Annotated in this window: 14 protein-coding genes; 7 read left to right on the top strand and 7 right to left on the bottom strand. The window is 72.6% G+C overall.

Going from position 1 to position 17,243, the window contains the following annotated elements; translation table 11 throughout:
• Positions 1–37 precede the first annotated feature (37 nt).
• From HAV39_RS18150 to HAV39_RS18140, 3 genes are all read right to left on the bottom strand, one after another.
• A complete protein-coding gene (locus HAV39_RS18150; protein ID WP_191840396.1) occupies positions 38–1,312 on the bottom strand; it encodes an arginine deiminase in 1,275 nt (424 codons plus the stop codon).
• A 177-nt stretch (positions 1,313–1,489) separates the two neighbouring features.
• Positions 1,490–3,403, bottom strand: a complete 1,914-nt coding sequence (locus tag HAV39_RS18145) for a GH25 family lysozyme (protein WP_191840395.1) — start codon at positions 3,401–3,403, stop codon at positions 1,490–1,492.
• A gap of 8 nt (positions 3,404–3,411) precedes the next feature.
• Entirely contained in the window at positions 3,412–5,175 is a 1,764-nt protein-coding gene (locus HAV39_RS18140; protein ID WP_191840394.1) for an NlpC/P60 family protein, read from the bottom strand.
• Between the two features lie 135 nt (positions 5,176–5,310).
• On the opposite strand from HAV39_RS18140, the gene HAV39_RS18135 reads away from it, so the two are divergent.
• A complete protein-coding gene (locus tag HAV39_RS18135) occupies positions 5,311–5,637 on the top strand; it encodes a plasmid stabilization protein (protein ID WP_191840393.1) in 327 nt (108 codons plus the stop codon).
• A gap of 42 nt (positions 5,638–5,679) precedes the next feature.
• Here HAV39_RS18135 and HAV39_RS18130 read toward each other — a convergent pair whose 3' ends face one another.
• The gene (locus HAV39_RS18130; RefSeq protein WP_191840392.1) at positions 5,680–5,904 is read right to left on the bottom strand and encodes a hypothetical protein; all 225 of its coding nucleotides are present in this window, start codon (positions 5,902–5,904) and stop codon (positions 5,680–5,682) included.
• A 138-nt stretch (positions 5,905–6,042) separates the two neighbouring features.
• Between HAV39_RS18130 and HAV39_RS18125 the strand changes: the two genes are divergently transcribed.
• The 3 genes from HAV39_RS18125 to HAV39_RS18115 all read left to right on the top strand — a co-directional run bounded on the left by HAV39_RS18125 (position 6,043) and on the right by HAV39_RS18115 (position 7,136).
• On the top strand, positions 6,043–6,372 hold the full coding sequence (locus HAV39_RS18125) for a DUF2795 domain-containing protein (RefSeq protein ID WP_191840391.1): 330 nt from the start codon (positions 6,043–6,045) through the stop codon (positions 6,370–6,372).
• Positions 6,373–6,454: 82 nt separating this feature from the next.
• Complete coding sequence (locus tag HAV39_RS18120) at positions 6,455–6,853, top strand: hypothetical protein (protein WP_191840390.1); 399 nt, start codon at positions 6,455–6,457, stop codon at positions 6,851–6,853.
• Between the two features lie 40 nt (positions 6,854–6,893).
• Positions 6,894–7,136: a hypothetical protein gene (locus HAV39_RS18115; RefSeq protein WP_191840389.1), complete on the top strand. Its 243-nt coding sequence runs from the start codon at positions 6,894–6,896 to the stop codon at positions 7,134–7,136.
• Between the two features lie 27 nt (positions 7,137–7,163).
• Here HAV39_RS18115 and HAV39_RS18110 read toward each other — a convergent pair whose 3' ends face one another.
• Complete coding sequence (locus tag HAV39_RS18110) at positions 7,164–8,747, bottom strand: HAD-IIIA family hydrolase (RefSeq protein WP_239120898.1); 1,584 nt, start codon at positions 8,745–8,747, stop codon at positions 7,164–7,166.
• 209 nt (positions 8,748–8,956) lie between these two features.
• Here HAV39_RS18110 and HAV39_RS18105 point away from each other — a divergent pair, with 209 nt between their 5' ends.
• Positions 8,957–9,409: a CBS domain-containing protein gene (locus tag HAV39_RS18105; protein WP_191840387.1), complete on the top strand. Its 453-nt coding sequence runs from the start codon at positions 8,957–8,959 to the stop codon at positions 9,407–9,409.
• Between the two features lie 21 nt (positions 9,410–9,430).
• Here the strand turns inward: HAV39_RS18105 and HAV39_RS18100 are convergent, their stop codons facing one another.
• The gene (locus tag HAV39_RS18100) at positions 9,431–10,369 is read right to left on the bottom strand and encodes a sensor histidine kinase (protein WP_191840386.1); all 939 of its coding nucleotides are present in this window, start codon (positions 10,367–10,369) and stop codon (positions 9,431–9,433) included.
• 9 nt (positions 10,370–10,378) lie between these two features.
• On the bottom strand, positions 10,379–11,980 hold the full coding sequence (locus tag HAV39_RS18095; RefSeq protein WP_239120899.1) for a PP2C family protein-serine/threonine phosphatase: 1,602 nt from the start codon (positions 11,978–11,980) through the stop codon (positions 10,379–10,381).
• A gap of 493 nt (positions 11,981–12,473) precedes the next feature.
• Between HAV39_RS18095 and HAV39_RS18090 the strand changes: the two genes are divergently transcribed.
• Together HAV39_RS18090 and HAV39_RS18085 are read left to right on the top strand one after the other, a co-directional pair.
• Entirely contained in the window at positions 12,474–16,577 is a 4,104-nt protein-coding gene (locus HAV39_RS18090) for a HAMP domain-containing protein (RefSeq protein ID WP_425321547.1), read from the top strand.
• Between the two features lie 118 nt (positions 16,578–16,695).
• Positions 16,696–17,241, top strand: coding sequence for a response regulator (locus tag HAV39_RS18085; protein ID WP_144124773.1), 546 nt, complete (start codon positions 16,696–16,698; stop codon positions 17,239–17,241).
• Positions 17,242–17,243 lie beyond the last annotated feature (2 nt).

The following is a 17,243-nucleotide window of genomic DNA, read 5'->3' as shown; positions in this document are numbered from 1 at the left end:
GAGTTGTGCAAGGTGCCCTTCCTGACGGCTCCGCGCGTCAGGCGTCGCGAAGGAGGGGGCAGGTCATGCAGTGGCCGCCGCCGCGGCCCTTGCCGATCTCGAAGCCGTCGATCTCGACGACCTCGATGCCCGCCTCCCGGTACTTGCGGTTGCTGTAGACGTTCTTCGAGTACGCCACGACCACCCCCGGCGACAGCGCCACCACGTTGTTGGCGCAGTCCCACTGCTCGCGCTCCTGCTGGGCCTCGTCGCCGCCGGTGGTGATGACCCGCAGGTCCTTCTCGTGGGACAGCCCGATGGCGTGCGCGACCGCGGCCAGGAAGCTGTCCTCGGCGGTGACGTCGAGCGTGCCGGCCTTGTCGCCGGGGCGGATGCTGTACGCCGTGGTGCCGTCGACGACCTTCGGGTAGACGGTGACGGTGTCGCGGTCCATGAACGTGAACACGACGTCCAGGTGCATGAACTGGCGTTTGCGCTCCAGCTGCACCGCGATGATCCGCTCGGCTGCGCCCTTGGCGAACAGCCGCTGCGCCAGGATCTCCACCATCTGCGGGGTGGTGCGCTCGCTGATCCCGATCAGGACGGTGCGGTTGCCGACCGGCATCACGTCGCCGCCCTCGATCGACGAGCGCCCGAAGGACTGTATGTCGAACTCGTCGTGCTCGTCCTTGCCCGCGTCCGGGAACCAGAAGTTGATCTTCTCCTGCCGGAACATCGGGTGGAAGCGGTACACCGTGCCCAGGTTGACGGTCTCCAGCTGGCGCGACGGCCAGTACATCGGGTTCAGCGACACGCCCTCGTAGATCCAGCACGAGGTGTCCCGGGTGAACAGGTGGTTGGGCAGCGGCGGCAGGATGAACGACGAGCCGACCGTGGTCGCCACGGCCAGCGAGCGCGCCGCGAGCCGGTCGTCGTCGGCGAACTGCATCAGCTCGGCCCGGGTCACCCCGCCGGTCAGATGTGTCGCGAGGGTCTTCGGGTCCATGTTGGCCAGCGCCTCGCGCACCGCGTCGACCATGGCCGGACCCACCGTGTACGGGCTGACGGTGTGCCCGATGACCCACTCGCGCGCCTCGGGTGAGGACAGGGCCTCGGTGAGCAGGTCGTGCAGCAGGAACACCTCGATGTCGCGGGACCGCAGCTCGGCGACGAACTGGTCGTGCTCCTGCTGCGCCCGCTCCACCCACAGTACGTCGTCGAAGAGCAGCTCGCCCCGATTGGACGGGGTGAGCCGGCGCAGCGCCAGATCGGGGCGGTGCACCAGCACCTTGCGCAGCCTGCCGACCTCCGAGTGGACTCCGAATCCGGTCATCGCGCGCTCCTTCGCCGCAGCCCTCCCACCGCCCTCGCCGCTGCCCCGAATGGTACGTCCGATTCACCTTCTTCGCGCCGAATCACCGCTTCGCGCACGACGAAGGAAGGGTGCCTTCTACAGCGCGGAGCGCTGTAGAAGGCACCCTTCCCCACAGTGTCGGGCTCGGGCCAGGCGTTATGGACGCGGAGCGGTGCGGGTCGCCGGGTGGGCGTGGCTTGCCGACGGAGCCGGCCGCGGCGTGGGGCTCGCGCCCACGGCGGCAGCCCGGCTCGGGGACGGGCTCGGGGCGGCCGCGGGAGTGCGGTTGGGCGACGGGCTCGGCGCGGCGGCGGGTGTGCGGCTCGGCGAGGCCGACGGGCGGGCGCCGGCGGCGACCGCGCCCGACGGCGAGGCGCTCGGCGACGGCGCGGTCGACGGGCTCGGTGCGGCCGACGGTGCCGGGTTCGCGGCGGGCGCCGGGACCGAGGTCGACCCGGTGCTGCCGTACGTGAAGCTGACCTCGACCGTGGAGCCCCCGGTCAGGCTGTTGGTCAGCTGCCAGACCAGGCCCGCGTCGCCGGAGGCGTCGATCGCGCCCGGGGTGAAGACCTTGTCGCCGTTCCAGTCGCCGACCAGCGGCACCGTGTACACCGCGCCGAAGCCCAGGCGGACCTGGGTCGGGCCGGCCGCGTTGACGTTGCTCAGGTAGTAGTCGTGGCGCTCGCCGTCCATGTCGACGGTGCCGGGCGTGAAGGTGCGGTTGCCGTCCCAGTCGCCGACGATCGGCGTCTTGGCGGCGTCGCCGTACTCGAACTCGACCTCGGTCACCGGCTTGGCGAACGTGTTCGTGAGCTTCCACTCGTGCAGCTTGCCGCTGCTGTCGACCGCGCCCGGGGTGAACGTGCCGTTGCCGTCCCAGTCGCCGACCACCGGGATGTCCTCGATGTCGCCGAAGCCGGTGTGGATGTCGGCGGGCCCGCTGCGGAAGCCGTTGGCCAGGTAGTAGTCGCGGCGCTTGCCCTCGGCGTCGACCGTGCCGGGCGTGTATGTGCCGTTGCCGTCCCAGTCGCCCACGATCGGCGTCTTCTCCGCGTCGCCGTACGTGAAGTCCAGCGCCGGATCGGGTGTGCCGTCCAGGGTGTTGGACAGGCGCCAGCGCCAGGTCTCGCCCTCAGCGCTGACCAGGCCGGGCGTCATGGTGCCGTTGCCGTCCCAGTCGCCGACGACCGGGCGGGGCAGCGGCCCGGCCGGGTTCGCGGCGAGGCTCGCCAGGTCGGCCAGGTTGCCGTTGAAGACGTTCTGGTCACCGGGCAGCTTGCCATGGTTGGCGTACTGCCACAGCGTCCAGCGGTCCCACCCGGCGGGCAGCCCGCGCACCTTGTCGGTGTAGCTGGAGATGAACAGGTAGTGGTCGCCGAAGTCGGCGTTCTTCCCGGTGCACGGGTTCCACCAGTTCGGGTTCGTGTAGATCATCGTGGCGCTGCCGGTGCGCTCGCGCACCCGCTGGGTGAAGTCGCGGATGAAGCGGACCAGCTCGCTCTTGGACTTGCCCCAGCACGGGCCGGGCGCGACCAGCTTGCCGCCCAGCTTGTACGGCCACTCGATGTCCAGCATGGGCGGCAGGCTGCGCCCGTCGTTGCGGTACTGCGCCCGGTCCAGGAAGAAGTCGGCCTGGGTGCGCCCGTTGGTCTTGTCCGGCCGGGCGAAGTGGTACGCCCCGAAGAGGATGCCGTTCTTGCGCGCCCCGCTGTAGTTGTCCTTGAACGAGGCGTCCACGTAGTGCACGCCCTCGGTCACCTTGGCGTACACGAACTTCGCGCCCTTGTCGGCGACCTTCTCCCAGTTGATCGTCCCCTGGTGGTGCGAGACGTCGATGCCCGTGACCGGGTAGCCGCCCGGCGCGGCCGCCATCACCCGGGCCGCCGCGGGCGGGGCCGCCAGCTCCGCCGGGGTGCCCGCGCCCGCCCAGCCGTCGGTGATCGGCTTGCCGTCCGGCCCGAGCGGGTCCGGGGGCGGTGCGGCCCCGGCCGGCAACGCGGTCAGGGCCAGGAACAGCCCGGCCGCGACCAGGACGGCGCGGCGGGCTGCGGCGGTGCGGTGACGGTTCACGGCTCTCCTCAGTGCAGAACGGTGGGCTGGTCCAGCGGTGGCACCCCGGGCGGCGGCGCGAACTCGACGGCCGCACTGCCCGACGGAGTCGGCGACGACCCGCCCGGCGGTGGCGTGGCGTCCACACCGGGGGCCGCGGAGGGCGCGCCCGGGCTCCCGGACGCCCCGGGCGTGGGGGCGGGGCTCGGCACGGGCCCGGTGGGCAGGGGCGTGCCGGGCAGGTCCCCGCCCGGCAGGAGCGGGCCGGTGGGTGCGGCGCCGGGGGACGGGGTGCCGGGCACGGGCGCGGCCGGGGACAGGTCCGCCGAGGGGCGTGGCCCGGGGAGCAGGCTCGGCGAGGCGGACGGGGACGGGCCCGGGGCCGCCGGAGTGCCGGCGTACGCGAAGACGGTGTCGGCGATCCCGCTGGCCAGCGCGTTGGACAGCCGCCACTCGTGGCCGGCGCCGGGGTCGGCGACACCGGGAGTCACGACCCCGTCGCCGTCCCAGTCGCCGGTCACCGGCAGCTGCGCCACGTCCCCGAAGGAGACCTCGGCGTCGGTCGCCGGGTCGTCGAGGCTGTTGGTGAGCTCCCAGTCCCGGTGCTCGCCCTCGGTGTCGACGACCCCGGGGGTGCTCACCCGGTCGCCGTTCCAGTCGCCGACCACCGGCGCGGCGTCCACGTCGCCGAACCCGACGTGCAGGTCGTGGTCGCCGCCGGTCAGGTTGTTGGTGAGATACCAGTCGCGCACGTCGCCCTCGGCGTCGACCACGCCCGGGGTGTACGTGCCGTCGCCGTCCCAGTCACCGACGACCGGGGCCTTCTCCACGTCGCCGTAGCCGACCCGCACGTCCGGCTCGCCGCCGCGCAGCGAGTTCGACAGGTACCAGTCGTGGTGGTCGCCGGTCAGGTCGACGGTGCCCGGCGTCCACCGGCCGTCGCCGTCCCAGTCCCCGACGATCGGCAGCTTGCGCACGTCGCCGAAGAGGAAGTCGGCGTCGGTCGACGCGCCACGCGGGTCGTCGGACAGCCGCCAGCGCCAGGCGTCGCCCTCCGGCACGGCCGTTCCGGCGGTGACCCGGCCGTCGCCGTCCCAGTCGCCGGTCACCGGATACCAGACCGCCTCGTTCTCGATCACGTTGCGGTAGCGGTAGGCCTTGTACTTCTTGCTGCTGTAGCCCGAGTCCGACCAGGTGCGGTGCTTGACCGAGGGCGGCGTCTGCTCGTACATCACGAAGTCGCCGCCGGGCTCGTCGACCCAGCGCTCGAACAGCACCACGTGCGAGCCGTCCTTGGGCCGCGCCCGGTTGTGGTGGAGCAGCATGTCGCCGGGGCGCATCTCGTCGAAGTCGATGCGCTCGCCGACCTGGTGCAGGTCCCCGGTCCAGTGGTTGCGGCCCAGTTCCCAGGCCATCGAGACGTATCCGGAGCAGTCGGTGCGCCAGCCCTTGCGGAACTTCAGCTGGCTGTAGCCGACCTGCGCGTCGGCCCAGATCGCGGCGCGGGCGAGGATCTGCATGCGGGTGATCGGGCGGCCGAGGCCGCGCGAGGGCGCGGCCAGGCCGTCGGGCTGCAGCGGCAGGCCCTGCGCGTCGACGCCCTGCGGGCGCAGCACGTCCGGGTCGTCGGCGCCGTCGGGCACGCCCGCCGCGGGTGCGGCCAGCGCGAGCGCCGCGGCGACGGCCAGCAGGCCGGCGGCCGCCCGGCGCAGCGGACCGCGGTCCCGCCCGTCCGGCAGGGTCCGGCGGGTCAGGACGTCGCCGTTCTCGTCGCTTGATCCGCATTGCCGCATGCCGTGTCAACGAAGCGGTGCCGGATGGCGTTGCGCCTGCTCGGGCGCGCCGTGGAGCGATCTTCCCGGGCGCGTCGCACGTTTGCCCGCGACAGCGGGCGGGAATGTCCGCAGCAGCGTGAAAGGAGCGTGATCATGCCTCAGCAGGCCTGGAGCGCCAAGCGTGAGCGCCAGTACAAGCACATCAAGGCCAGCGCCGAGGAGCGCGGCAAGTCCGAGGACGTCGCCGAAGAGATCGCCGCGCGCACGGTGAACAAGGAACGGGCCCGTGCCGGCGAGGCCAAGCAGTCCAGCGCGCTGTCGAGGAAGGACATCTCCTCCGGCCGCCGTGGCGGGCTGCGCTCGCACCGCGGCGAGGGCGGCCGCACCCGCGACCAGCTCTACGAGGAGGCCAGGAAGAAGAACGTCAAGGGACGCTCGACCATGACCAAGGCCGAACTCCAGCGCGCCGTCGACCGCTGAGCTGCCGGGCGCCGCGTCGTCGCGCGCTCGGCGGCGCCCGGCTCAGAGCGCGGGCGGTGTCGTCACGGCGTGCGTGTGCAGCGCGTCGAGGACCTCGTCCTGCGCGTACTCGCCCTCGGGCAGCGTGTCGATGGACAGCAGCACCTGCGACGGCATGTCCTCGGCGACCGCCCGGCGGCGCAGTTCGGCGACGCTGAGCCGCTCCTCTCCGATGAACAGCGTGTCCAGCAGCGTCTCCAGCATCCCGCCGGAGGTGTCCTCGGTCATCGCGCCGCCTCCTCCCGTCAGCGATCCGGTTTCGGTCCTCCCCAGTGTCCGCCTGGTCGTACCCGCGCGCGGCGGTTCCGCCGGGACAAACCAGGTGAAGACGTTTCAGTTCGCCGGTCTGCGGGAACCCGGGACCGTATGACGCACACACCGTATGGCAGCAGGCAAGCCATCGACCCGGTCGAGGACGATCTCGATGCGCGGTCCTGGGACACGCCCGGCCGCGACGGCGTCGTGGGCGACGACGAGCGCGACCCCGACCGCCGCGAGCTGCGCGCCCGCATCGGCCAGCAGGTCTCGCTGGCCACCTTCCCGGCCACCGCGGAGCAGCTGCTCGAGGTCGCGCGCCGCGGCGACGCCCCCGACGAGGTGCTCGACGAACTGGGCACCCTGGAGCCCGAGCGCAGCTTCGCCAACGCGCGGGAGCTGTGGCAGGCCCTCGGACTCGAGGTCGAGGAGCGCTTCTGACGCGCACCTCGGAGCACGCCGACCGGACCCCGCAAGAGCGGAACACCCGCGCGGACGCGGTCCGGCATGGTGAGGTCATCACATGGCCGACGAGGACGGCACAGGGCTGGTGCCCGGGATCGACGATCCGGGGCCGATCGGTGACGTCCGTGAGGGCATGCATGTCGTCGACAGCACCGGGGCCGGCCTGGGCACCGTGCAGGACGTCAAGATCGGCGACTCGGCCGCGGTCACCGCGGAGGGCCAGCGGATGAGCGAGTCGGTGAGCCTGTTCGGGCGGATCGCGCAGGAGGCGGCCGGGCCGGAACCGGACGTCGAGCAGGAGCTCGCCGAGCTGCTGCTGCGCGAGGGCTACGTGAAGATCAAGAGCAAGGTGCCGCTGCGGCGCGGGCGTTATGCGGGGGCCGGGCAGATCGCCGGCGTACGCGACGGGGTGGTGACGCTGAACGTGCCGGCCGACCACCTCGCCGTCGAGGTGTGATCGGCCCTTGTCGGGCAGATCGTGAAGGGAGTCGGTTCGGGTGGACAGGATCGCCGCGAAGTTCGTGCACGGCGCCGCCGAGATCACGCGGGAGATAGAGGTGGACTCGGCCGTCGATCCGCCGGAGACGTACTCGATCTGGCTGCCGACCGGGCTGGACACCGACCGGGACCGCTGGGCCGGGGACGACCCGTGGGAGGCCGTGTACGTGCGAGAGGCCAACCCGGCCGGGGAGCCGGCCTGGATCTACCGCTTCCGGGCGCTGGTCGACCCGGAGGAGTGACCGCCTGCGCCGCGCCCGGACAGTGCCTCACGGCCGCGTCCGAGCCAGCAGTTCGACGGCGGCGACCACCTCGGCGGGGTCGACCTCGCCGAGGCAGGGGTGGCCGGGCTGGGCGCAGGTGAGCGCGCGGGTGTCGCGGCACGGCGCGTCGGGGTCGCCCAGGCGCACGTGCGGCACGCCCTGCGGACCCCACCGGGCGAACGGCACCGTCGGCGCGAACATGCTCACCACGGGAGTGCCCACCGCCGCCGCCAGGTGCGCCGGGCCGGTGTTGCCGGCGACCAGGCACGCCGAACCGGCCAGCAGCCGGCCCAGCGCGGCGAGGTCGGTGAGCCCGCCGAGGTCGCCCGCCACGTCACCGGCCACCTCGGCGGTCAGCTCGGTCTCCTCAGGTCCCCCGGTGACCAGCACCTCCCGGCCGGAAAGCGCCAGCTCCCGGACGATCTCGACGGCGATCTTGCGGGGCAGCCCGCGGGCCGAGGCGCCCGCGCCGGGATGGACGACGACGCGCCCGGTACGCGCTCCCGCCGCCGGCAGCACCGTGCGCAGCCGCCCGTCGTCACCGGGCGGCAGGCCGTACCCGGCCGCGGCGGCCAGCGACAGCGCGCGCTGCGCCTCGGGCAGGTCGTCAGGCACGTGGTGGCGCACGTCGAGCAGGGCTCCCGGGTAGTCCTCGCACACGGCGCTGATCCGGCCGACCCCGGCCAGCCGCAGCAGCAGCGCGGTGGGCAGCGGCGACTCGGCCGCCGAGGTGAAGATGACGGCCTCGTCGACCTGCCAGCAGCGCACCGTGTCGATGAGCCCGTCCACGGCCGACCGGTCCACCGGGGCCGGATCGCGTTCGGCCCAGGGCGTGCGCCACTCCAGGACCCGGGTCACCCCGGGCAGCAGCCGCCCGGCGGGCGCCCCCGGCGGCCCGGTGAGCAGGGTGACCGAGTGCGCCCGCGCGGCCAGTGCCCGCAGCGCCGGGCCGGTGAGCAGCACGTCTCCGGCCGAGCCGGCGCGCACCGCGAGCACGTTGCGGGGCTCGTCGGCCCCCGCCGGGCCGGGGCGCAGCAGCTGCCGGCGGGCGAGCACCCACTCCGCGGCGGCGAGCAGGCTCGGCACGCGGTAGGGAGCCGCGGCGGCCTCGGCCACGCAGGTCTGCCCGGTCGGGACCAGTAGCCCGGTCGCCCCGGCCGCCGCCGCGGCCTGCAGGTCGCTGCCGAGGTCGCCGACCATGACGCAGCGGTGCGGTCCGATGCCCAGCGCGCGGGCCGCGGCGGTGATCAGGCCGGGCTCCGGTTTGCGGCAGGCGCACCCGTCGGCGGGCGTGTGCCAGCAGGTCTGCCACGTGTCGAAGGGACCGAGCAGCTGCTCGATGCGGGTGTCGACCGCCTGCGCCTGCGCGCGGGTGACGAACCCGAAGCCGACCGCGGACTGGTGCGACACGACGCCGATCCGCAGGCCGGCGTCGCGCAGCAGGTCCAGCGCCGCGCGTACGCCGGGCATCGGCACGACCAGGTCCGGGTCGCTGATCCGGGGCACCTCGCGGATCAGGGTGTTGTCGCGGTCGAACAGCACCGCGTCGTACAGGCTGGTGGGGCTGCCGTCGGTCTCAGCTCTGCGCACCCGCCCGGCATACCCCGTCTTACCTACCCCAAACATCCCACAGTGTGGTTTCCCTCGTGAATGCCGCAAGCATCCTTTTCTTCGCCCCGAGACAACGGTCTAGCAGCCTAGGAAGTTCTAGGGACCGTGCCCTGGCCGACGCGTACCGGTGGGCCTGCCGGCACCGGCGAATGAGCCCGGCCCGGTTCCGGCGCGACGAGACTGGAAGGGTGGGGGAGCAGCTGGCCGGACGAACGATCCGCGACGTGATGACCGGCCGCCCGGTGTGCGTCGACGCGGGCACGACACTGACCGAGGCGGCTCGGCTGATGCGCGATCACGGCATCGGCGACGTGCTGGTGACCACCGCGGACGGGCAGCTGATCGGCATCGTCACCAGCGGGGACATCGTGCGGGTGGTCGCCGCCGAACGCGATCCCCGCACCGTGCCGGCGGGCGAGCTGACGAACCGGGAACTGGTGACGGTGCACGCCGACGACGACACCGGGGAGGCCGCCCGGATCATGAAGGCGCGGTCGCTGCGCCGCCTGCCGGTCTGCGAGCGCGACCGCGTCATCGGTGTCATCACCTGGAACGACCTGACCCGCGGCCAGCGGCCGCAGCCGCCCGACTCGGACGCGGGCGCGCCGGGGATGGGCTGGTCCACGAGGCCGGACGGCTGACGGCCGCCGCTCCCGGGTTGGTCAGGCGTTGAGCCCGAGGCGGACCGTGCAGCCGCCGCCCGCCGCGTCGACGGTGAGGTCGTCGGTCATCTGACGGGCCAGCCACAGCCCCATGCCGCCCGCCCCGACCGGCCGGTCCGTCGGCACGTAGCCGCTGTACGGGCTGAAGCAGCGACCGGCGTCGGACACCGCGCACAGGGCCCGTCCGCCGTCGGACCACAGCCGCACCCGCACCGGGGGCGTGCCGTGCAGCAGCGCGTTGGCGGCGACCTCGCTGACGGCCAGCACGAACCCCTGCACGGCGTACGCGGACATGCCGTCGCCGAGCAGCGTCTGCTCCGCGACGGCGCGCAGCGCGGCCAGGTCGCGGGGGTCGGTGAGGTCGAGCCGGGGCGGCCGGTCCTCCAGCGGATCCGGCCAGCGCATGCGGGCGTCGCCGAGCAGGGTCACCGGGTCGGTGTAACCGGCGCTGGGCACCCGTCCGCCTCCGGCGAGCAGGTGGGAGTGGCTGCTCTCGCCCGCGCGCAGGATCTCCGGGGGGACCCGGCGGCGGTCGTAAAGGCAGAGGTTCCAGATCGGGTAGGCGGCCAGGGCGTGGCCGAGCGCCGCGTCGAAGCGGGCCCATTCCCACTGCCCGCTCGGGCGCGACCCGAAGTCGATCTCGGTGACCACGCGGACCCGGCCGCTGCCGCGCTGCTGCTCGCGTGCGACGAGTTCGCGGTATGCGGTCAGGGCGGCCACGGTGCCGCCGTACACGTCGTCGCGGGGCAGCTCGACGACCTGGTGGTCGCCCATCGCCGCACGCAGCAGGGCGGCGTTGTCGGGGCGGCAGATCAGCACGACGCTGTCCCCGGCGGTCGCGCCGTCGCGCAGGAACGGCACCACCGCGTCCAGCAGCTGGCCGTCGTGCTGGTACTGCAGGGCGTCGTGGCGGCTGGGGAGCTGGTGCGGGAGGTTCATGTGCGCGCCTCACCGCTCGGCGTCGTTGCGCACGGCCATGATGGCCATGTCGTCGCGGGGCGGGTCGGTCGAGAAGTCCACGGCGGCGGTGCGCAGCCGTGCCGCGATCACGTCGGCCGGATGGCCGGCCAGGTACGTCAGCCGTTGCGCGAGTCGCTGGGTGCCGAAGAACTCCTGGCCGTTGCGGCGTTCGGTGACGCCGTCGGTGAAGAACACCAGGGTCTCGCCGGGGTGCAGCACGAGCCGGGCGGGCGGGCAGGTGACGGGGGAGACGAGGCCGAGTGCGGTGCCCCAGCGGCCGGCGGAGGAGACGCGGCCGTCGGCGTGCAGCACCAGCGGCCGGTCGTGGCCGGCGAGGTGCAGGGACACTTCGACGTCGGAGTCGCGGCTGCGGGTGTCGAAGGCGGCCAGGGCGAGAGTGCAGTATCGCTCGGAGCGTTCGCTGAGGGTGTCGTTGAGGGTGGCGAGCACGGACTGCAGCGGCCGGCCGTCCTTGACGAGCACGCGGATGACCTCGCGGATGAGTCCGGTGACCGCGGCGGCGTGCACGCCCTTGCCGGACACGTCGCCGACCATGACCAGCCAGCGGCCGTCGGGCATGGGCATGATGTCGTACAGGTCGCCGCCGACCTCGACGCCGCGGCCCGCGGGCACGTATTCGGCGCCGATGCCCAGGCCCGGGATCATGGGCAGTTTCGCGGGCAGCAGGGCCTGCTGGAGGGTGTGCGAGACGGTCTGGCGTTCCTCGTGGATGCGGGCGTTGTCCATGGCCAGCGCGCAGCGGCGGGCGACCTCTTCGGCGACCGGGATCTCGTCGGGGTCGCGGGGCGAGTCGGTGTCGCGGCCGATGCTGAGCACGCCGAGCCATTCGCCGCGGGCGAACAGGGGCACGGCGATTCCGGACAGCGAGGTGGGCAGGGGGACGTTCTTCCCGGCCAGGAGCGCGTCGGCGACCGGTGGGGCGAGCAGCGAGCGGGTGAGGTCGTCGCTGACGGCGTCGAGCCAGCCGCTGAGGGCCTCGTCGGCGTGGGCGGCGGCGGCGGGTTCGAGGCGGCGGCCGGCGGTGGCGCGGTGCAGGGTGCACCAGGTGCCGAGGCGGGGCACGACGAGCCGGGGGATCAGCGCCAGGGTGAGGGTGAGGTCGAGGGACTGCGCGAGCAGTTCGCTGACCTCGGCGAGGAAGGCCAGGGAGGTCTGGCGGCGGCGGTCGCTGTCGCGCAGCCGCTGGTGTTCGAGGGTCATGCCGAGGCGCTGGGTGGCCAGGTGGGTGAGGGTGTGCTCGCGCGGGGTGTCGGGTGCGTCCAGGCGCAGTTCGGCCGACCAGGGCAGGCTGACCGGCACGGTGATGCGCCGGGCGGTGGTGGCGGGGTGCAGCCGCTTGCCGTGGGCGGCCAGGAGCTGCGGGCCGGTGCCGTCGCCGCGGTCGAGCCAGACGGCGCTGCCGGTGGCGCCGGTGTGCTCGGCGAGGGCGCGGAGCAGGTCGCCGGCGAATCCGTGCACGGTGCCCGACTCGTCGGCGGTGGTGGCCACGTCGAGCAGGGCGTCGACGGCGGCCAGCGGCTCGGCGGTGTCACGGGGGGTGGGCTCGGCGTCCGGAGCGCGGTTCGGCACCTGTGTAGTGTCCGCCGATCAGGGCCGGGTTTCCAGCGCGGGCCTGTTGCCGCGTGCCGCTGGCTCGCATCCGGGGGCGGTACGGACGATGATGAAGCGTGCGTCGCGATGGTGTGGCGCGGCGGTGGGCCATGAGGCGCGAGTCGGCCATCGAGGGGAGTGGGTCCTGGTGACGGCGAATCGGACGACGACGAGTCGGACGGCGGCACAGCGTGGGCGGGCGGATGACACCGACGCGCGGTGGCATGAGGTCGCGGCGGCGTTGCGGGCGGTGCGCAACGGGGACTTCAAGGTGCGTCTGTCTCGTGGTTCGGGCATCGTCGGCGAGGTCGCGGACGCCTTCAACGAGGTCGTGATGATGCAGGAGCAGCGCAACCGCGAGTTCCTGCGGATCTCGCGGGTGGTCGGCCGGGAGGGCCGGGTGACCGAGCGCCTGGACGAGGAGGCGTACGAGGGGGCCTGGGCCGACGGTGTGCGCGCGGTCAACAGCCTGATGGACGATCTGGGGCGGCCCACCGCCGAGATCGCCCGCGTGATCGTGGCGGTGGCCGAGGGTGACCTGAGCCAGCACATGACGCTGGACATCGACGGGCGGCCGCTGCGGGGCGAGTTCCTCACCATCGGCCGGACCGTGAACCGGATGGTCGACCAGCTGTCCTCGTTCGCCGACGAGGTGACCCGGGTGGCGCGGGAGGTCGGCACCGAGGGCAAGCTGGGCGGTCAGGCCGATGTGCGGGGCGTGTCGGGCACCTGGCGTGACCTGACCGACAACGTGAACTTCATGGCGTCGAACCTGACCGCGCAGGTGCGGTCGATCTCGCAGGTGACGACGGCCATCGCGCAGGGCGACCTGTCGCAGAAGATCGCCATCTCGGCGCAGGGCGAGGTGGCCGACCTGGCCGACACGATCAACTCGCTGACCGACACGCTGCGGGTGTTCGCCGAGCAGGTGACCCGGGTGGCGCGGGAGGTCGGCACCGAGGGCAAGCTGGGCGGCCAGGCCGAGGTGCCGAACGTGGCGGGCACCTGGAAGGACCTGACCGACGCGGTGAACTACATGGCGTCGAACCTGACCGCGCAGGTCCGCAACATCGCGCAGGTGGCGACGGCGGTGGCGCGGGGCGACCTGTCGCAGAAGATCGCGGTGGCGGCGCAGGGCGAGATCCTGGAGCTCAAGGACGTCGTCAACACGATGGTGGATCAGCTGTCGTCGTTCGCCGACGAGGTGACGCGGGTGGCTCGTGAGGTGGGTTCGGAGGGCAAGCTCGGTGGTCAGGCGCAGGTGGCCGGGGTGTCGGGCACGTGGCGGGACCTGACCGAGAACGTGAACCAGCTGGCGGGCAACCTGACCGCGCAGGTCCGCAACATCGCCCAGGTCACCACCGCCGTGGCCCGGGGCGACCTGAGCCAGAAGATCACCGTCGACGCCCGGGGCGAGATCCTGGAGCTCAAGAGCACGGTCAACACGATGGTGGATCAGCTGTCGTCGTTCGCCGACGAGGTGACGCGGGTGGCTCGTGAGGTGGGTTCGGAGGGCAAGCTCGGCGGTCAGGCGCAGGTGGCCGGGGTGTCGGGCACCTGGCGGGACCTGACCGAGAACGTGAACCAGCTGGCGGGCAACCTGACCGCGCAGGTCCGCAACATCGCCCAGGTCACCACCGCCGTGGCGCAGGGCGACCTGAGCCAGAAGATCACCGTCGACGCCCGGGGCGAGATCCTGGAGCTCAAGAGCACGGTCAACACGATGGTGGATCAGCTGTCGTCGTTCGCCGACGAGGTGACGCGGGTGGCTCGTGAGGTGGGTTCGGAGGGCAAGCTCGGCGGCCAGGCGCAGGTGCGCGGCGTGTCCGGCACGTGGCGGGACCTGACCGACAACGTCAACGTCATGGCCTCGAACCTGACCGCGCAGGTCCGCAACATCGCCCAGGTCGCGACGGCGGTGGCGCGGGGTGACCTGTCGCAGAAGATCGCGGTGGCGGCGCAGGGCGAGATCCTGGAGCTCAAGGACGTCGTCAACACGATGGTCGACCAGCTGTCCGCGTTCGCCGACGAGGTGACGCGTGTCGCCCGTGAGGTGGGTTCGGAGGGCAAGCTCGGCGGCCAGGCCCAGGTGCCCGCGGTCGCCGGCACCTGGCGCGACCTGACCGACAACGTGAACTTCATGGCGTCGAACCTGACCGGCCAGGTCCGCAACATCGCCCAGGTCACCACGGCCGTGGCCAAGGGCGACCTGTCGCAGAAGATCACCGTCGACGCGCACGGCGAGATCCTGGAGCTGAAGAACACCGTCAACACGATGGTGGACCAGCTGTCCTCGTTCGCCGACGAGGTCACCCGCGTGGCCCGTGAGGTCGGTTCGGAGGGCAAGCTCGGCGGCCAGGCGCAGGTGCGCGGCGTGTCCGGCACCTGGCGGCACCTGACCGAGAACGTCAACCAGCTCGCCTCGACGCTGACCACGCAGCTGCGCGCCATCGCCCAGGTGTCCACCGCGGTGACCCGCGGCGACATGACCCAGCGCATCTCGGTCGAGGCGCAGGGCGAGGTCGCCGAGCTGAAGGACAACATCAACCAGATGATCGTCACCCTGCGCGACACCACCAAGAAGAACGCCGAGCAGGGCTGGCTGGACTCCAACCTGGCCCGCGCGGGCGAGCTGCTGCAGGGCCAGCGGGACCTGGAACAGGTCTCCCGCATGATCATGTCAGATGTGACGCCGCTGATCGAGGCGCAGATCGGCGCGTTCTTCCTGGCCGAGCCCGACGGCGAGGACGTACGGCTGCAGCTGGCGGCGGCCTACGGCTACGCCGGTGGCGGCACCGCGGCGCAGTACGCCGCCGGGGAGGGGCTGGTCGGCCAGGCCGCCGTGGACCGGCGCACCATCCGGGTCGGGTCGGGTCGCACGAAGATGACGGTGCGGTCGGGCATCGCCGACACGAAGGTGTCGGACCTGATCCTGGTGCCGATCGTGTTCGAGGGCGAGGCGCTGGGCGTCATCGAGTTCGGCAGCGTCACCCCGTTCTCGGAGCTGCACCTGGACTTCCTGGACCGGCTCGCGGGCACGCTGGGCATCGCGCTGAACACGATCCTGGCCAACCGGCGCACCGAGGAGCTGCTGGCCCAGTCGCAGCGGCTGGCGCAGGAGCTGCGCGACCGGTCGGTGGAGCTGCAGCGCACCAACAACGAGCTGGAGGAGAAGGCCGCCCAGCTGTCGGAGCAGAACCGCAACATCGAGATCAAGAACCGGGAGATCGAGCTGGCGCGGCTCGGTCTGGAGGACAAGGCCCGGCAGCTGTCGGCGGCGTCGCAGTACAAGTCGGAGTTCCTGGCCAACATGAGCCACGAGCTGCGTACGCCGCTGAACTCGCTGCTGCTGCTGTCGCGGCTGCTGGCCGACAACCCGGAGGCCAACCTCACCCCGAAGCAGATCGACTTCGCGCGCACCATCCACAGCGCCGGCTCGGATCTGCTGGTGCTGATCGACGACATCCTGGACCTGTCGAAGATCGAGGCGGGGCGGATGGACGTCGAGCCGGGCGAGGTCCGCTTCCAGGACATCTGCGACTACGTGGAGCAGGCGTTCCGGCCGCAGGCCGAGGAGAAGCGGCTGGAGCTGCAGCTGACCCTGTCGGAGCAGCTGCCCGCCGGCATGATCACCGATTCGCAGCGGTTGCAGCAGATCCTGCGCAACCTGCTGTCGAACGCGGTCAAGTTCACCGACGCGGGCACCGTGCACCTGGAGATCGGGCCCGCGCCGGCCGACCTGGTGTTCGAGGAGCCGTCGCTGAGCCAGTCCGGCGAGGTGGTGATGTTCGCGGTGCACGACACCGGCATCGGCATCTCGGCCAGCAAGCTGGCGCTGATCTTCGACGAGTTCCAGCAGGCCGACGGGACGACCAGCCGCAAGTACGGCGGCACCGGCCTGGGCCTGTCGATCAGCCGGGAGCTGGCGCGGCTGCTCGGCGGCACCATCACCGTCACCTCCGCGCCGGGGCAGGGCTCGACGTTCACCCTGTACCTGCCGGGCATGCTGACCGGGCCCACCACCGCGCCGACGCTGCCGCTGGTGCCGGCACTGACCGGGGTGGGCGCACCGGCCGGGGCGGTGCCGGTCAGCCCGGCGGCGCAGGCGCACTACGCGACGCCGGTGTCGCGCCCCATCATCGGCCGGGCCGCGACCGACACGCTGGGCGACGAGGTGTCCTCGACCCTGGACGGGGCGCGGGTGCTCATCGTCGACGACGACGTGCGCAACGTGTTCGCGCTGGCCAGCGCGCTGGAGCACCACGGCATGCAGGTCCTGTACGCCGACAACGGCAACGACGGCATCCAGCTGCTGGCCGAGCACCCGGACATCCACATCGTGCTGATGGACGCGATGATGCCCGAGCAGGACGGCTACGAGACGACCCGGATCATCCGGCGCAACCCGCACCTGATCACGCTGCCGGTGGTGTTCCTGACCGCCAAGGCGATGCCCGGTGACCGGGAGGCCGCGCTCGGGGCGGGCGCCAGCGACTACATCACCAAGCCGGTCGACCTGGACGAGCTGCTGCGGCTGATGGCCCGCTGGATCGGCCGGCAGGGGCAGGCCTCATGATCGTGCGAGCGGGGTATGCCGTCGACGAGTACGGTGAGCGCTTCGGTGGGCCGCGCGGTCACGCCGCCGGCGACCGTGGCGAGGAGACGGCGTGAGCGAGCTGGAGGCGGGTTTCCTGATGGCGAAGGTGCTGCTGGTCGACGACCGGCAGGACAACCTCATCGCGCTGGAGGCGATGCTGCAGGGGCTGCCCGTGGAGCCGGTCGCGGTCAGCAGCGGCGAGGCGGCGCTCAAGCGGCTGCTCGTCGACGACTTCGCGGTGATCCTGATGGACGCGCAGATGCCGGGCCTGGACGGGTTCGAGACGGCGGGACACATCAAACGCCGCGAACGCACCCGGCACATCCCGATCATCTTCCTCACCGCTGCCGACCGTGACGCCCGGCTGGCGCTGCGCGGGTACGCCGCGGGCGCGGTCGACTACCTGACCAAGCCGTTCGACCCGTGGGTGCTGCGGGCGAAGGTGGCCATCTTCGTGGACCTGTGGGTGAAGACCCAGCAGCTGCGCCAGCAGGCCCAGCAGTGGGCGCGGCTGTCCGGCGCGGCCCAGGACGCGGTGCGGCTGCTCGAGGAGCCCGGCCTCGACAACGTCGAACGCGCCCGCGAGGCGCTGCGCGCGGCGCTGCCGCACGACCCGGAGCCGCTGACCCGCCGCACCCGCTGACC

Source organism: Catellatospora chokoriensis (assembly GCF_011297315.1).
Classification (GTDB): domain Bacteria; phylum Actinomycetota; class Actinomycetes; order Mycobacteriales; family Micromonosporaceae; genus Catellatospora; species Catellatospora citrea.
This window is presented reverse-complemented; position numbering and strand designations above follow the sequence as displayed.

Bases quoted from the DNA above. Each gene is read 5' to 3' on its own strand.
- HAV39_RS18090 (WP_425321547.1), top strand. From the start codon at position 12,474: ATGGACGATCTGGGGCGGCCCACCGCCGAGATCGCCCGCGTGATCGTG.
- HAV39_RS18125 (WP_191840391.1), top strand. From the start codon at position 6,043: ATGACGCACACACCGTATGGCAGCAGGCAAGCCATCGACCCGGTCGAG.
- HAV39_RS18085 (WP_144124773.1), top strand. From the start codon at position 16,696: ATGGCGAAGGTGCTGCTGGTCGACGACCGGCAGGACAACCTCATCGCG.
- HAV39_RS18130 (WP_191840392.1), bottom strand. From the start codon at position 5,904: ATGACCGAGGACACCTCCGGCGGGATGCTGGAGACGCTGCTGGACACG.
- HAV39_RS18100 (WP_191840386.1), bottom strand. From the start codon at position 10,369: ATGAACCTCCCGCACCAGCTCCCCAGCCGCCACGACGCCCTGCAGTAC.
- HAV39_RS18140 (WP_191840394.1), bottom strand. From the start codon at position 5,175: ATGCGGCAATGCGGATCAAGCGACGAGAACGGCGACGTCCTGACCCGC.
- HAV39_RS18135 (WP_191840393.1), top strand. From the start codon at position 5,311: ATGCCTCAGCAGGCCTGGAGCGCCAAGCGTGAGCGCCAGTACAAGCAC.
- HAV39_RS18120 (WP_191840390.1), top strand. From the start codon at position 6,455: ATGGCCGACGAGGACGGCACAGGGCTGGTGCCCGGGATCGACGATCCG.
- HAV39_RS18150 (WP_191840396.1), bottom strand. From the start codon at position 1,312: ATGACCGGATTCGGAGTCCACTCGGAGGTCGGCAGGCTGCGCAAGGTG.